This is a genomic window from Sphingomonas yabuuchiae, from assembly GCF_014199595.1.
Lineage (GTDB): Bacteria > Pseudomonadota > Alphaproteobacteria > Sphingomonadales > Sphingomonadaceae > Sphingomonas > Sphingomonas yabuuchiae.
The window spans coordinates 91,275-104,896 of record NZ_JACHNX010000005.1; the positions used below are offsets into that span (position 1 = coordinate 91,275).

The following is a 13,622-nucleotide window of genomic DNA, read 5'->3' on the forward strand; positions in this document are numbered from 1 at the left end:
ATCATTAACCAACGTGGATGTGAACGTAAAAGGTTAATTCGTCCCTAACCTGCATTATCATTATCTCGTCTCACCCGGGCTCCGGGGCCAAGCAGGCTTTGATGCTCGACGGCCGGAATATTCTCGCCCAGAACTTCGCGCAGATACAGGCTGCGGATCAGCGTGAAGGCGACGATCAGCAGCGCGGCGGAAAAGAACAGCCCGAACAGCCCGAAGATGGTGCCGATGCCGATGATCGCGAACAGGGTGACGGCGGGCGGGATCGCGACGACCCGGCTGGTGACGAAGGGGGTGATCGCGTTGGTCTGGACCAGCCGGACGACCGCGAAGGTGATGAGCGTGCCGATGATCGCGCCATTGCCGCCCTGCGCCGCCAGCCCCAGGGCGGGCAGCATCGCGGCGATCGGTCCGATATAGGGCACGAACTCGCTGAGCCCCGTCAACAGCCCCAGCGCGGCGGCCGAGGGCACGCCCGCAATCGCCAGGCCGACGCCGACCAGCACGCCCATCGTCGTCATCTGGATCAGCTGCGCGCGCAACCACAGCCGCAGGGTCGAGCCCGTGTCGAACAGCGCATCCTCCATGGCGGGGCGCATCGAACGGGGAATCAGCAGCAGGAAACCGCGCTCATAGATTTTCGGATCGGCGGCGAAGAACAGCGCACCGACCAACAGCAACAGGCAGTTGAGCACGAACTCGCCCGCCCCGGAAACGAGCCCGCCGATGTCGCGCGCCACGCGGCTGCCCGCAAAGGCGGCACGCACCGCGTCGACCACCTTGGCACCGACCGGCGACTGCGACGCCCAGGCGGCAAGCTGGTCGATCAGCAGCGGCAATTGCGTGACCAGCGTGTTCAACTGCTGGCGAAAGGCGACGCCGAACAGCCAGGCGAGGAAACCCAGCACCGCCAGCACGGTCGCGATCGACAGGGTCAGCGACCGCTTGGGGCCGATCGGCAGGTGATCGGCATAGAGGTCGGCAATGGCATGGATGACGATCGCGCCCAGGATCGACCCAAAGGCCAGGATCAACAGGTCGCCCGCACGGAACAGCGCGGCGGTCACCGCCAGGATCAGCAGGGTCAGGACGATGCGGCGGATGAAGCGCGCATCGCCTTCGTCGGGACGCAGCCGGTTCATCGCACAGTCTCCGTTGCTTGCGCGGCGATGCAGGGATCGCGCACGCGGTCGGCCAGCCAGGCGATCAGTGCCTCGACCCGCGCGGGGCGCAAGGGGCTGGGCGGGGTGAGCAGGTGGAGCCCGATCGGCGGCGGCGTCCACTCCTCCAAGATTGCGACCGCACGGCCCGAGGCGAGATGCGGCCCGATGATGAAGCCCGGCAGCCGCGCGATGCCCAGCCCCGCCAGGACGGCGGGCACCAGCGCATCGCCGCTATTGGCGGTGAGCGGACCCTGCGGCCGCACCGACACTTCTGCGCCGCCGGGATGGCGGAAACGCCAGGGGCCGGTGATATTGGCATAGCCCAGCAACCGGTGCTCGCCCAGTTCGTTGGGATGGCTGGGCGTGCCATGCGCGGCCAGATAGGCGGGCGAAGCGATGACATGGGTGGAAATCCCGCAGAGCCGCCGCGCGCGCAGCGAGCTGTCGGGCAGGTCGGCGATGCGTAGCGCGATGTCATAGCCTTCGGCGACGATATCCACCCGCGCGTCGGACAGGCTGAGTTCGATTTCGATGCCGGGATGCGCGGCCAGAAAGTCGGCGATGACGGGCGCGATATTGGTGACGCCGAACGACATGGGCGCGGCCAAGCGGATGCGGCCTGCGGGCGCGCTGGCGGCGTCGCGCGCGGCTTCCTCGGCGGCGCGGGCCTCGGCCAGGATGCGTGCGGCATGCTCGGCGAGCGGCTTTCCCGCCTCGGTCAAGGCCAGGCGGCGCGAAGTGCGGTGGAACAGCGACTGGTTGAGCTGCGCCTCCAGCCGGGTGATCGCCTTGGACACGGTGGCCTTGGACAGGCCGATCGCATCGGCGGCGGCGCTGAACGATCGATGCTCGACCACGGCGGCAAAGATCGCCCAGGCTTCCAGATCCGGCAGACGCATCGACACCCCTCATGCCTCTCGCGCGACCCGGCAATGGCTCGGCTTCGCGCTACAATGAACGTGGAAACGATCGGTTTCCAGCGTTTCCGTTTACGCGATCATAATCGGCCCTATCTTGTGGGCAACCAAGGGAGAAATTCCATGACTGCCATTACTATTGAGAAGGGCATCGACCGCCGCAGCTTCGAAAGCCTGGGCCATGCGAACCATGGCTGGCTGGACGCGCGGCACCATTTCTCGTTCGCCAATTACTATGATCCCGCCCGCATGGGCTGGGGCGCGATCCGGGTGTGGAACGACGACGTCATCGCCCCCAATGCGGGCTTTCCGCCGCATCCCCATGCCGACATGGAGATCATCACCTATGTCCGCACGGGTGCGATCACGCACCAGGACTCGATGGGCAATGTCGGCCGCACCGTGGCGGGCGACGTGCAGGTGATGAGCGCGGGCTCGGGCGTGCGCCATGCCGAATACAACCTCGAGTCCGAGCCGACGACGCTGTTCCAGATCTGGATCGAGCCGCGCAGCCGGGGCGGCCAGCCGAGCTGGGGCGCGAAGCCGTTCCCGAAGGGCGAGCGTTCGGGCAAGTTCGTGACGCTGGCCAGCGGGTTCGACGAGGATGGCGATACGCTGCGCATCCGGGCCGATGCCCGCGTGCTGGGCGCGACGCTGCGTGCCGGGGAGAGCCTGGAGCACAGCGTGGGCGAGGGGCGTCACGCCTATCTCGTGCCCGCCACCGGGCGGATCGAAATCGACGGTGTGCCGTTCGCGGCTCGGGACGGTGCGGCCCTTTTGGGTGGCCGGACCGTGACGATCACCGCGATCGAGGATGCCGAGATCGTTCTGGTCGATTCGGAATAAGTTCGTTTTTTGCGAAGGGAGTTACTGACATGGCCAAGGTTCTGGTCCTTTATTATTCGTCTTACGGCCATATCGAGCAGATGGCCGACGCCATCGCCGAGGGCGCGCGTGCCGGTGGTGCCGAGGTGGACATCCGCCGCGTCGCCGAAACCGCGCCCGCCGAGGTGGTCGCCGCCGCGCACTTCAAGATCGACACCGCGCATCCCGAGATCGAGGGCCCCGACGCGCTGACCCAGTATGACGCGATCATCGTCGGCACCCCGACCCGCTATGGCCGGATGGCGAGCCAGATGGCGGCCTTCTGGGACACCACCGGTGGCGTCTGGATGAAGGGTGGTCTGGTCGGCAAGGTCGGCGGCGCCTTCACCTCGACCGCCAGCCAGCATGGCGGGCAGGAAACCACCCTGTTCTCGGTCCTGACCAACCTGATCCATCACGGCATGACCATTGTCGGGTTGGATTACGGCTTCCAGGGCCAGATGGGCGTCAAGGAAGTCCATGGCGGTACGCCCTATGGCGCATCGACGCTGGCCGATGGCGACGGCAGCCGCCAGCCGAGCCAGGTCGACCTGGACGGTGCCCGCTATCAGGGCAAGCGCATCGCCGAGACGGCCGCCAAGCTGTTCGGGTGATTGGAGGACGGGGGTGCCGATGGGCGCCCCCGTTTTTCCTATTTGGCGGGGTGCGGAGCGTGGCCTTCGACTTCGCTCAGGCTGAACGGCGTTTGGGGATTGGGATCGCACCCAACAGCCGTTCAGCCTGAGCGAAGTCGAAGGCCAAGGGAAACCCTATCGCCGCCGCCCCTTCTTCCTCACCGGCGCAGGGGGCGCTGCTACCGGAACCATCGGCACCGGCGGCTGGCTTTTCACCACGACCTTCAACGGATCGCGTATCCCCGGATCGGCCGGAAACTGCGCCCGCGCTTTGGCGAAGACCGCCCGCGCCTGCGTTGCGCCCGGCTCACCGGGGCCGGTCCCGACCCAGCGCCAATGCCACGGCTCCCACTTCACCCGCTGCCTGTTGCCCGCCGGAAAGCTCATCTCGAAGCCGAAGCGCCGCGCATTGGCGATCAGCCAGCGCGCCGCCGGAGAGGCGGCCATGCACGCCTCCGCATCCGGACAGCCACGGGCTGGCCGCACCGCGAAGTCGATCGCATAGCCGGTCGCATGTTCGCTATAACCCGCCGGTGCGACCGAGATGGCGCGCTCGGCGGCGGACATGCTGCGGTCGCGGCAGAAGACGTTGCGCTGGCGGGCGACCTCGCGGTGGCAGGACAGACCGCGCAATTCGCCGCCGACCGCCGGATCGGCCCTGGCCGCATCGAGCAGCCGTTGCAGGTCCGCCAGCATCGCATGGTGGACCTTGCAATAGGGCTTCAACCCGAACCCGGCGGGGGCGGGCACGATGTCCTGTGCCGATGCGTCGCCATAGGGGAAATGCCCCGCAACCCGCCCGTCAGGTCCCGGCGGCGGCAGCGTGCCGTCGCAGGATTGCGCCTGCACCGCGACGGGCAGCGCGGCGAAGATCAGCAGCGCCAGAAAACGCAGGAAAGCGGCAGGAGCGGTCGGCATGACGCGCGCGGCTCTGGCATGTCGGCGCGCACGGTGGCAAGGGAGCGCGATGCACGGAGATCGCGTTCTTTTCATCGACGGCGAAGCGCTGGTAATCGACAAACCGGCGGGCTTGCCCGTGGATCGGCCCCGCAACGGGTCGATCAGCCTCGAAAACCATCTGGAATCGCTGAAGTTCGGCTTCAAGCGCTGGCCCCATGCGGTCCATCGCCTGGACCGCGACACCAGCGGCTGCCTGCTCCTGTCGCGCAACCCCAAGGCGCATGCCCGTTTCCAACAGGCGTTCGAGGGCGGTCTGGTCGAGAAGCGCTACCTCGCGGTGCTGAACGGCCTGGTCGAGGGGGAAGGGATGATCGACCTTCCGCTCGCCAAGGTGTCGACCATGGAAGAAGGCTGGCGGATGGTCGGCGACCCGTCGGGCAAGTCCGCGCGGACCGGCTGGCGCGCGCTGCGTCATGAGGATGGCCGCACGCTGGTCGAGTTCCGGCCCGAGACCGGTCGCACGCACCAGATTCGCGTCCATGCCGCTACCGGCCTGGGTGCGCCGGTCGTCGGCGATCCGGTCTATGGCGCGGGCGAGCCGGGGGGCATGCTGCTGCACGCCGCCAGCCTGACCGTGCCGCGCGGCGAGAAGGATCCGATCATCGCCGAGGCGCCGATCCCGGAACGCTTCGGCATCTTCCAGAACTAGGCGGACATGCGATGGCGCTGATCCCCGTCACCCGCGCCATCGCGATCGACGAGCGCGAGATCGCCGAAAGCTTTACCCGCGCCTCCGGGCCGGGCGGGCAGCATGTCAACACGACCGACAGTGCGGTGCTGCTGCGTTTCGACGTGGGCGGCTCGCCCAGCCTGCCCGAGGCGGTGAAGATGCGCCTTGCCGTGCTGGCCGGGCAGCGGCTGAGCAAGGACGGCGTCCTGACCCTGCGGGCCGATGCCAGCCGCTCGCAGGAAATGAACCGGCGCGAGGTGCGCGAACGGCTGATCGAACTGATCCGCGAGGCGACAATCGTGCCGAAGAAGCGACGGCCGACCAAGCCGACGCGGGCGTCGCAGACGCGGCGGGTGGATGCCAAGAAGGGGCGGGCCCAGGTCAAGGCGGGCAGGGGGAAGGTCCGGTTCGACTGACCTTTGGGGCGCCGGGCGTGGCCTTCGACTACGCTCAGGCTGAACGGAGGTTGGGATATGGGGCCACAAGCTCCTCAATCCGTTCAGCCTGAGCGAAGTCGAAGGCCAAGGGAAAACCGCTCGCCAACAAAAAACGGGCCGACGATCCCTCGCCGACCCGCTTCCATACCCCGAAGGATAAAGCCCTTAGCGGCGGACGTCCTCGCCCGCACGGACCAGCGCGTTGCCGGTCGCCTGGCGGGCATTGGCCGCACCGTTCTCGATCTTGTCGCCAGCGCGGTCCAGCCCACGGTCGATATTGTCACCCGCACGATCGGCCTGCGCGGCGGCGCGGTCTCCGGCGCGGTCCAGCTTGTCGCCCGCCTTGTCCATGGCGTTCTCGGCCGAGTTCAGCGCCTTGGCGGTCGCGGCCTCGACATCGTCGGACGCGTTCTGCGTCGTCGCCTTGACGTCCGAACCGATCGCGTCGGCGGCCTGCTTGGTCTGCTGCTGGCTGTTTTCGCTGCACGCGGCCAGCGACATCGCGGCGGCACCGGTCAGGGCGAGGATAAGGGCCTTCTTCATGGCAAACACTCCCGTTTCGAACACATGATCGGCGTGCCAACGCAGATCAACCGTTTCGGGTCCGAGCTGTTCTTCATGAATTCGCTCCGTTGACCGCATATAAAGATATCTTTATATCGTGATCCATGGCCAACGCGCTCGAAATCTTTCGCGCCCTTAGCGATCCGACGCGGCTGCGCATCTTGGCGCTGCTCCGCTCGATGGAGCTGTCGGTGGGCGAACTGGCGCAGGTGCTGGGGCAGAGCCAGCCGCGCGTCAGCCGCCATGTGAAGATCCTGGTCGATGCCGAACTGGCCGAGCGGCGCAAGGAAGGCAGCTGGGTCTTCGTCGCGCTGGGCGATCGGGAGGCGGTGGAGCCGATGACCGCGGCGCTCGATCGCTGGACGGCCGATGAGCCCGACCCCTGGATGGTGGCGGACATTGCGCGACTGGCGGCGGTGCGCGCCGACCGGGCGGCGAGCGCGGCGGCCTGGTTCGAGGATCATGCGGGCGAGTGGGACGCGATCCGTTCGCTCCATGTCGCGGACAGCGAGATCGAAGAGGCGATGGCGGGCCTGATCGGCCAGGGCGATCTGGGCGCGCTGATTGACATCGGCACCGGCACCGGGCGAATGCTCGAGCTGTTCGGCGACCGGGCCGAGAGCGCGCTGGGCATCGACCGCTCGTCGGAGATGCTGCGGCTGGCCCGCGCCAAGCTGCACGGCCGCGCCAATACCGAGCTGCGGCAGGCGGACCTTTATGCGCTCCCCATGGGCGACGGCGCGGCGGACATCGCGATCCTGCACCATGTCCTCCACTTCGCCCAGCAGCCGGGCGCGGCGATTGCCGAGGCGGCGCGGGTGCTGGGGCCGGGCGGGCGGTTGCTGATCGCGGACTTCGCGCCGCACGACCGCGAGGAATTGCGGCAAAAGGCGGCGCATAGCCGCCTGGGCTTTGCCGACGAACAGATGGCCAGCTGGTTCGGCCCCGCCGGGCTGACACTGGCCGAGACGAGGACGCTGGAGGGCGGCGAACTGACCGTCAAGCTCTGGCTGGGTGTGAAGAAGGGGCTTCGGCCCGTCGAGACGAATAGGGTGAAGGCGGCATGACGAACACGATCCTGACCCAGGCCGAAGCGGCGCTGGCGCATGACGAACCGCTGTTCGCCGATGTCGGCGGCGATATTGCGGTCAGCTTCGAATTCTTCCCGCCCAAGACGGAGAAGATGGATGCGCAGCTCTGGGACGCGATCCGCACGCTGGAGCCGCTGGACCCGCGCTTCGTCTCGGTGACCTATGGTGCGGGCGGCTCGACCCGCGAACGTACCCATGCGACCGTCGCGCGCATCCAGCGCGAGACGACGATGGACGCCGCCGCGCACCTCACCTGCGTCGAGGCGACCCGCGAGGAGATCGATCAGGTCGCGCAGGAATATTGGGCGGCGGGCGTGCGGCATATCGTGGCGCTGCGCGGCGATCCGCCCGCTGAGGGGGCGCGTTTCGTCAGCCATCCGGGCGGCTATGAGAATGCGGCCGATCTGGTCGCGGGCCTCAAGAAGCTGCACCCGTTCGAGATTTCGGTCGCGGCCTATCCCGAATGCCACCCGGACTCGGTGGACAAGCAGGCCGATATCGACAATCTGAAGCGCAAGATCGATGCGGGCGCGACCCGCGCGATCACCCAGTTCTTCTTCTCGCCCGAAGCCTATTTCCGCTTCCGCGATGCGGCGGCGGCGGCGGGGATCACGGCCGAGATCGTGCCGGGTATCCTGCCGGTGTCGAACGTGGCCCAGACCCGCAAGTTCGCGGCCATGTGCGGGGCGTGCATTCCCGACTGGATGGACCGGCTGTTCGAAGGGCTGGACGACCATCCCGCCGCGCGTCAACTGGTCGCCGCGACCATCTCGGCCGAAATGTGCCGCCGCCTCTATGCGGGCGGGGTGAAGGGGTTCCACTTCTACACCTTGAACCGCGCCGAACTCGCCTATGCGATCAGCCATTTGCTGGGCGTGCGGGGGAAGAAGGCCGAGGCGGTCGCGGCGGCGTGACGATGAGCCCCCTCCCGCAGGCGGGAGGGGGTTGGGGGAGGGGCGTTCCACGGGCTGTATCGCTTGCGGCTTTCCCTCCCCCGGCCCCTCCCGCCTGCGGGAGGGGAGAGATGAATTCGAGGGTCGGGGTCTGCGACAGCGCATAACCCACGATCCAGGCACGCCCCTCCCGCAGGCGGGAGGGGATGGGGGAGGGCAGGCCACGGGCGAACCGACCGAGGCTCACCACCCGGATGAAAAGAACGCTCGCCAGAGCAGGAGCAAGACGATGACGACCCGCGACACCTTCCTGGCCGAAGCCGCCAAGCGCATCCTGATCACCGATGGCGCGTTCGGTACCGAGATCCAGAACTGGAAGCTGGACGAGGCGGCCTATGCGGGCACGCTGGGCCTGACCCATGACCAGAAGGGCAATAACGACATCCTGGCGCTGACCAAGCCGGAGGTGCCCGAGGCGATCCACCGCGCCTATTTCGAGGCGGGGGCGGATATCGCCGAGACCAACACCTTCTCCGCCAACCGGATCAGCCAGGCTGATTACGGCGCCGAACATCTGGTGCGCGAGATCAATGTCGAGAGCGCGAAGCTCGCTCGCCGTCTGGCCGACGAATATCAGGCCAGGGATGGCCGCCCCCGCTTCGTCGCGGGCGCGATCGGGCCGACCAACAAGACGTTGTCGCTGTCGCCGGACGTCAACGATCCGGGTTACCGCGAAATAGACTTCGATTACCTCAAGGACGTCTACCGCGAACAGATTGATGCGCTGGTCGAGGGCGGCGCGGACTTCATCCTGATCGAGACGGTGTTCGATACGCTGAACGCCAAGGCCGGGATCATGGCGGTGATCGAGGCGGGCGAGGCGCTGGGCCGAGAAATCCCCATCATGCTGTCGATGACGCTGACCGATCTGTCGGGTCGCAACCTGTCGGGCCATACGGTCGAGGCCTTCTGGCACGCGGTGCGCCATGCCCGGCCGGTGACGATCGGGCTGAACTGCTCGTTCGGCGCGGAGCAGCTGCGCCCGCATGTGAAGACGCTGAGCGAAATCTGCGACACGCTGATCATGATCTACCCCAATGCCGGGCTGCCCAACGAACTGGGCGCCTATGACGAAGCGCCCGTCACCACCGCCGGACTGGTCGGCGAATGGGCGGTCGAGGGGCAGGTCAATGTGCTGGGCGGCTGCTGCGGCTCGACGCCTGCGCATATCAAGGCGATCGCCGACAAGGTGCGCGGCATGAAGCCCCGCAGCATCCCGACCCCGCCGGTCGTCACCCGCCTGGCCGGGCTGGAGCCGTTCACCATGGCGGCATGACCTGCAAAGCCCCTCCCCTTCAGGGGAGGGGTTGGGGGTGGGGCGTCGCCTGCATCCCGGACCTTTGACTGCCTGGACAGGCCCCACCCCAACCCCTCCCCTGAAGGGGAGGGGCTAGGAACAAGACGATGACCAACACCTCCACCAATTTCGTCAATGTCGGCGAGCGGACCAACGTCACCGGCTCGGCGGCGTTCAAGAAGATGATCCTGGCGGGCGACTATACCCGCGCGGTGGAGGTGGCGCGCAGCCAGGTCGAGAATGGCGCGCAGGTGGTCGACGTCAACATGGACGAAGGGCTGCTCGACGCCGAATACGCCATGACCACCTTCCTCAAGCTGATCGCCGCCGAGCCCGACATCGCGCGCGTGCCGATCATGATCGACAGCTCGAAATGGAGCGTGATCGAGGCGGGGCTGAAGTGCGTGTCCGGCAAGCCGATCGTCAACTCGATCAGCATGAAGGAAGGCGAGGAGGCGTTCCTTCATTATGCCCGCCGCTGCATGGCGTACGGCGCGGCGGTGGTCGTCATGGCGTTCGACGAGGTCGGCCAGGCCGACACCAAAGACCGCAAGGTCGAGATTTGCGCGCGCGCCTATGACCTGCTGATGGGGATCGGCTTCCCGCCCGAGGACATCATCTTCGACCCCAATGTCTTCGCGGTCGCGACCGGCATCGAAGAGCATAACAATTACGGCGTCGACTTCATCGAGGCGTGCCGCGAGATCAAGGCGCGCTGCCCGCACGTCCATATCTCGGGCGGCCTGTCGAACCTGTCGTTCAGCTTCCGCGGCAACGAGCCGGTCCGCCGCGCGATGCACTCGGTGTTCCTCTACCACGCCATCCCGGCGGGCATGGACATGGCGATCGTCAATGCGGGTCAGCTCGACGTGTACGACACGATCGATCCCGAGCTGCGCACGGCCTGCGAGGATGTCGTGCTCAACCGCGATCCCGAAGCCGGTGAACGGCTGGTCGCGCTGGCCGAACGCTATCGCGGCACCGATGCGGTGGCGGAGAAGCAGGCCGCCGAATGGCGCAGCCTGCCCGTCACCAAGCGGCTGGAATATGCGCTGGTCAAGGGCATCGACGCGCATGTCGTCGACGATACCGAGGAGTGCCGGCAAGCGTTCGCACGGCCCATCGAGGTGATCGAAGGCCCGCTGATGGACGGCATGAACGTCGTCGGCGACCTGTTCGGCTCGGGCAAGATGTTCCTACCGCAGGTGGTGAAGTCGGCCCGCGTCATGAAGAAGGCGGTGGCGCACCTGCTGCCCTTCATCGAGGCGGCGAAGGAACCCGGCGCCAAGGGCAAGGGCAAGATCGTGCTCGCGACCGTGAAGGGCGACGTGCATGATATCGGCAAGAACATCGTCGGCGTCGTGCTCCAGTGCAACGGCTTCGAGGTGGTCGATCTGGGCGTCATGGTGCCGTGGTCGAAGATCATCGCCTCGGCGGTCGAGCATGATGCCGACATGATCGGCCTGTCGGGCCTGATCACCCCGTCGCTCGACGAGATGGTGACGGTCGGTGAGGAGATGCAGCGCGCGGGCATGACCATGCCGCTGCTGATCGGCGGCGCGACGACCTCGAAGGTGCACACCGCGCTGCGCATCGCGCCCGCCTATTCGGGGCCGGTGGTCCATGTCCTCGACGCCAGCCGCGCGGTCGGCGTAGCGACGACACTCGTGTCCGATACCCAGCGCGATCCTTATGTCGCGCAGGTTGCCGCCGATTACGAAGCCGTCCGCAAGGCACGCGAGGGCAAGGGGGCCAATGCCCTCCTGCCGCTGGAGGAAGCCCGTGCGCGCGGCTTCGTCGCGGACATGGCGTTGAAGGCGGGCGAGCCCCAGCAGCCGGGCGTGCATGTCTATCAGGACTGGGACCTGTCCGACCTGCGCGACTATATCGACTGGACGCCGTTCTTCCGCGCCTGGGAACTGGCGGGCAATTTTCCCGCCATCCTGACCGACGAAGTGGTCGGCGAGAGCGCCAGCGGGCTGTATGCCGATGCGCAAGCCATGCTCGACACGATCATTGCCGAAAAGTGGCTGACCGCGCGCGGCGTGGCCGCGCTGTGGCCGTGCCGCCGCGATGGCGACGACGTGATCCTGACCGCAGGGGGGGAGGAAACCCGCATCCCGTTCCTCCGCCAGCAGATCGCAAAGCGCGAAGGCCGCGCCAATATGTGCCTGACCGACTTCATCGATCCGGCGGGCGACTGGATCGGCGGCTTTGCGGTGGGCATCCACGGCATCGACGCGCATATCGAACGCTTCCGCAGCGGGCATGACGATTATAACGACATCCTGCTCAAGGCACTGGCCGACCGTCTGGCCGAGGCCTTTGCCGAGCGCCTCCATGCGCATGTCCGCACCGACCTGTGGGGCTATGCTGCGGGCGAGCAGCTGACCAACGAGGCGCTGATTCGTGAGCAGTATCGCGGCATCCGCCCCGCGCCGGGCTATCCCGCCTGCCCCGAACACAGCATCAAGCGGACGCTGTTCGACCTGCTGGGCGCGGAACAGGCGGTCGGGTTGGAGCTGACCGACAGCTTCGCGATGCTGCCGACGGCGGCGGTCAGCGGCTTCTATTTCGGGCACGCCCAGGCGGAATATTTCGGCGTGGCGCGGATCGGTGAGGATCAGGTGGCGGACTATGCCGTGCGGCGCGGCGTCGATGTGGCGCAGGCCACACGTTGGTTACGCCCTAATCTGGATTGATAATCTTTGCTTTTATTGCGTCTAACTTCCTAACAAATCGCCATTTCATGGCTGATCGAACTGTTCTGTACGCTTGCAAGTGTAGGCATGCTCGCTACCCTTGACGCTTGACCGGGAGTGTCGCCAAGGCGGCGTTCCCGTTGGCGGGGGACGGGGGTTAGGTGCCGAGCAGGGCGTTTGAGATCGAGATCAGCAATTTCGAGTTGATTGCGGCATGTTGGGGGCCGGGTGTGGCGGACCATGTCGCACACCGCATCGCGACCCGGCTGTGCGAATTCGGGTTGCGGATCGAGCAGGATACGGCGCGCCGGCGCTTTCGAGTCTTGGGCGACGTCGCGCATGACGGGCCTGTGCCTGAGGACCGACTGGCCGATCTGTCCTATCGCCTGACCGCCGAACCGATCGATATCGAGGCGATGACCGGCGAACCCGGTGCGGGTGTCCATGCGGTGATGACCTGGCAGAATGACGAGCCGCCCCGGTATCGCGGGCCGCGCGACGTGCGGCGCGATCATGGCGACGACGGATTGTCGCTCTACAGGAACGACATGCACCTGATCGCCCGGGCCTTTCGCTGCGCGGCCGAGGGGCGGATGGCGGCGCATTGGCAGCCGGTCCGTCATCATGCCGACCCGTCGCGCATCCTCTATCATGAGGGGCTGGTCCGCTTCGACGACCCCGGCGCGGGGCTGTCCCCATCGACGCTCTTTCCCGCGCTGGAGCGGACGGGGATCGCCTCGACCTTCGACCGGGTGATGGTGCGCCATGTGCTGGATGAACTGCGGGCGCATCCCGACGCAGTGCTGGCTGTCAATATTTCGGCCAACTCGGCACATCTGAACGGCTGGTGGCGCGGTGTCCTGACCATGCTGGCCGCGCAGCCCGACCTTGCCGCACGGCTGGTCGTCGAGATCACCGAAACCGAGCCGATCACGCATATCCATGACGCGATCGCCTTCGCCCGCGCGCTGCGCGCGACGGGGGCGACGCTGGCACTCGACGATTTCGGGGCGGGCTTCACCTCGATCCGCCAGTTGATGGATCTGGTGCCCGCGCTGGTGAAGGTCGACGGCCTGTTCCTGCAACGGGCGATGCGCGATCGCGAACCCTGTCACAGCCTGCCGCATCTGGTCGGCCTGATCCGCGAACTGGGGGGCACGGTGATCGTCGAGGGTGTCGAAACCCAGACCATGGCCGACCTCGCCTATGTCAGCGGCGCGGTGTGGCAGCAGGGTTATCATCACGGCCGCCCTTCCGCCGCCCGACGCGGCACCGAACAGGCCGAGCCGGTGGCGCGCATCGTGGCTGGCAGAGGTTGAGCAACCTCGATCAACTATGCGATTGATCCCTATCAATATCACTGAGGAATGAT

13 protein-coding genes are annotated in these 13,622 nt (G+C 66.9%); 9 read left to right on the forward strand and 4 right to left on the reverse strand.

All coding sequences use genetic code 11. The annotated features are described in order from the left end of the window. Positions 1-44: 44 nt before the first annotated feature. Positions 45-1,139, reverse strand: a complete 1,095-nt coding sequence (locus tag GGQ89_RS08280; RefSeq protein WP_184105419.1) for an AI-2E family transporter — start codon at positions 1,137-1,139, stop codon at positions 45-47. Next, entirely contained in the window at positions 1,136-2,059 is a 924-nt protein-coding gene (locus GGQ89_RS08285; RefSeq protein ID WP_184105420.1) for a LysR family transcriptional regulator, read from the reverse strand. The genes GGQ89_RS08280 and GGQ89_RS08285 overlap by 4 nt, the downstream gene beginning before the upstream one ends. A gap of 141 nt (positions 2,060-2,200) precedes the next feature. Between GGQ89_RS08285 and GGQ89_RS08290 the strand changes: the two genes are divergently transcribed. Together GGQ89_RS08290 and wrbA are read left to right on the forward strand one after the other, a co-directional pair. Beyond that, positions 2,201-2,923, forward strand: a complete 723-nt coding sequence (locus GGQ89_RS08290) for a pirin family protein (RefSeq protein ID WP_184105421.1) — start codon at positions 2,201-2,203, stop codon at positions 2,921-2,923. Positions 2,924-2,952: 29 nt separating this feature from the next. After that, complete coding sequence (wrbA, locus tag GGQ89_RS08295) at positions 2,953-3,555, forward strand: NAD(P)H:quinone oxidoreductase (protein ID WP_184105422.1); 603 nt, start codon at positions 2,953-2,955, stop codon at positions 3,553-3,555. Positions 3,556-3,711: 156 nt separating this feature from the next. Here the strand turns inward: wrbA and GGQ89_RS08300 are convergent, their stop codons facing one another. Next, positions 3,712-4,494 (reverse strand): M15 family metallopeptidase, encoded by a 783-nt coding sequence (locus GGQ89_RS08300; RefSeq protein WP_184105423.1) that lies wholly within the window; start codon positions 4,492-4,494, stop codon positions 3,712-3,714. 49 nt (positions 4,495-4,543) lie between these two features. On the opposite strand from GGQ89_RS08300, the gene GGQ89_RS08305 reads away from it, so the two are divergent. Further along, positions 4,544-5,185 carry an RluA family pseudouridine synthase gene (locus tag GGQ89_RS08305; RefSeq protein ID WP_184105424.1) on the forward strand — a complete coding sequence of 214 codons (642 nt, stop codon included), beginning with the start codon at positions 4,544-4,546 and terminating at the stop codon, positions 5,183-5,185. A gap of 11 nt (positions 5,186-5,196) precedes the next feature. Then, positions 5,197-5,622, forward strand: coding sequence for an alternative ribosome rescue aminoacyl-tRNA hydrolase ArfB (gene arfB, locus GGQ89_RS08310; RefSeq protein ID WP_042484906.1), 426 nt, complete (start codon positions 5,197-5,199; stop codon positions 5,620-5,622). A 186-nt stretch (positions 5,623-5,808) separates the two neighbouring features. Here arfB and GGQ89_RS08315 read toward each other — a convergent pair whose 3' ends face one another. Continuing rightward, on the reverse strand, positions 5,809-6,186 hold the full coding sequence (locus GGQ89_RS08315; protein WP_056434616.1) for a hypothetical protein: 378 nt from the start codon (positions 6,184-6,186) through the stop codon (positions 5,809-5,811). 125 nt (positions 6,187-6,311) lie between these two features. Between GGQ89_RS08315 and GGQ89_RS08320 the strand changes: the two genes are divergently transcribed. The 5 genes from GGQ89_RS08320 (at position 6,312) to GGQ89_RS20330 (ending at position 13,569) form a co-directional block, all read left to right on the forward strand. Further along, positions 6,312-7,274 carry an ArsR/SmtB family transcription factor gene (locus tag GGQ89_RS08320; RefSeq protein WP_184105426.1) on the forward strand — a complete coding sequence of 321 codons (963 nt, stop codon included), beginning with the start codon at positions 6,312-6,314 and terminating at the stop codon, positions 7,272-7,274. Next, positions 7,271-8,212, forward strand: coding sequence for a methylenetetrahydrofolate reductase (gene metF, locus GGQ89_RS08325; RefSeq protein ID WP_056434294.1), 942 nt, complete (start codon positions 7,271-7,273; stop codon positions 8,210-8,212). Before GGQ89_RS08320 ends, metF begins: the two co-directional genes overlap by 4 nt. Before the next feature lie 268 nt (positions 8,213-8,480). Next, entirely contained in the window at positions 8,481-9,527 is a 1,047-nt protein-coding gene (locus GGQ89_RS08330; RefSeq protein ID WP_184105427.1) for a homocysteine S-methyltransferase family protein, read from the forward strand. Positions 9,528-9,655: 128 nt separating this feature from the next. Further along, positions 9,656-12,250 carry a methionine synthase gene (metH, locus tag GGQ89_RS08335; protein WP_184105428.1) on the forward strand — a complete coding sequence of 865 codons (2,595 nt, stop codon included), beginning with the start codon at positions 9,656-9,658 and terminating at the stop codon, positions 12,248-12,250. A 161-nt stretch (positions 12,251-12,411) separates the two neighbouring features. Then, positions 12,412-13,569, forward strand: coding sequence for an EAL domain-containing protein (locus GGQ89_RS20330; protein ID WP_184105429.1), 1,158 nt, complete (start codon positions 12,412-12,414; stop codon positions 13,567-13,569). The last annotated feature ends 53 nt before the right edge of the window (positions 13,570-13,622 follow it).

What these genes read in the sequence shown, in the direction of transcription:
- GGQ89_RS08315 (WP_056434616.1), bottom strand. Translation starts at nt 6,186, where the DNA reads ATGAAGAAGGCCCTTATCCTCGCCCTGACCGGTGCCGCCGCGATGTCG.
- GGQ89_RS08285 (WP_184105420.1), bottom strand. Translation starts at nt 2,059, where the DNA reads ATGCGTCTGCCGGATCTGGAAGCCTGGGCGATCTTTGCCGCCGTGGTC.
- wrbA (WP_184105422.1), top strand. Translation starts at nt 2,953, where the DNA reads ATGGCCAAGGTTCTGGTCCTTTATTATTCGTCTTACGGCCATATCGAG.
- arfB (WP_042484906.1), top strand. Translation starts at nt 5,197, where the DNA reads ATGGCGCTGATCCCCGTCACCCGCGCCATCGCGATCGACGAGCGCGAG.
- GGQ89_RS08320 (WP_184105426.1), top strand. Translation starts at nt 6,312, where the DNA reads ATGGCCAACGCGCTCGAAATCTTTCGCGCCCTTAGCGATCCGACGCGG.
- GGQ89_RS08330 (WP_184105427.1), top strand. Translation starts at nt 8,481, where the DNA reads ATGACGACCCGCGACACCTTCCTGGCCGAAGCCGCCAAGCGCATCCTG.
- GGQ89_RS08305 (WP_184105424.1), top strand. Translation starts at nt 4,544, where the DNA reads ATGCACGGAGATCGCGTTCTTTTCATCGACGGCGAAGCGCTGGTAATC.
- GGQ89_RS08280 (WP_184105419.1), bottom strand. Translation starts at nt 1,139, where the DNA reads ATGAACCGGCTGCGTCCCGACGAAGGCGATGCGCGCTTCATCCGCCGC.
- metH (WP_184105428.1), top strand. Translation starts at nt 9,656, where the DNA reads ATGACCAACACCTCCACCAATTTCGTCAATGTCGGCGAGCGGACCAAC.
- GGQ89_RS08290 (WP_184105421.1), top strand. Translation starts at nt 2,201, where the DNA reads ATGACTGCCATTACTATTGAGAAGGGCATCGACCGCCGCAGCTTCGAA.
- metF (WP_056434294.1), top strand. Translation starts at nt 7,271, where the DNA reads ATGACGAACACGATCCTGACCCAGGCCGAAGCGGCGCTGGCGCATGAC.
- GGQ89_RS08300 (WP_184105423.1), bottom strand. Translation starts at nt 4,494, where the DNA reads ATGCCGACCGCTCCTGCCGCTTTCCTGCGTTTTCTGGCGCTGCTGATC.